This is a genomic window from Clostridium tarantellae (assembly GCF_009295725.1).
Classification (GTDB): Bacteria; Bacillota; Clostridia; order Clostridiales; family Clostridiaceae; genus Sarcina; species Sarcina tarantellae.
This window is the reverse complement of record NZ_WHJC01000615.1, coordinates 1-606: the sequence shown is the minus strand read 5'-3', so window position 1 is coordinate 606 and position 606 is coordinate 1. Positions and strand designations below refer to the sequence as shown.

General features: G+C 38.6%; 2 rRNA genes. Both read left to right on the top strand.

The window, feature by feature from the left end:
• A 16S ribosomal RNA gene (locus GBZ86_RS16635) occupies window positions 1-117 on the top strand; the annotation flags it as partial.
• A gap of 365 nt (window positions 118-482) precedes the next feature.
• Window positions 483-606, top strand: a 23S ribosomal RNA gene (locus GBZ86_RS16630); the annotation flags it as partial.

Here is a 606-nt window from a genome sequence, read left to right as displayed (position 1 = left end):
ATACCCGAAGTCCGTGAGCTAACCGCAAGGAGGCAGCGGCCGAAGGTAGGGTCAGCGATTGGGGTGAAGTCGTAACAAGGTAGCCGTAGGAGAACCTGCGGCTGGATCACCTCCTTTCTAAGGAAATGCATCTTAGGATAACTAAGATGATATGAATTGCTACTTAATTATCTGTTTAATTTTGAGAGACACATTGTCTTTCAAAATACATATTGAAAAGAATCAAACATTATAAGGAAGCAACGAATGAGGAACAGAACTTATTTTATTAAGTGAGTACCACAGTGAGGAAGCTGACAAAGTAATGTGAAGATAATTTTAAATATGATTGTTCTTTGAAAATTGCACATAAGTATAAGTTGAAGATAAAGCCAATTAAATTTTACTATTCTTTGTAATAGAGAACTAATTGCTAAAATGAAACTCAGCAAAGCTGAGTACAGTTCTTTTACTAAATCATAGATTTAGAAAGGACTAGCATAGGTCAAGCTACAAAGGGCGTATGGTGAATGCCTTGGCATCAGGAGCCGATGAAGGACGTGATAAGCTGCGATAAGCTTCGGGTAGACGCACATAGTCTGAGATCCGAAGATTTCCGAATGAGGA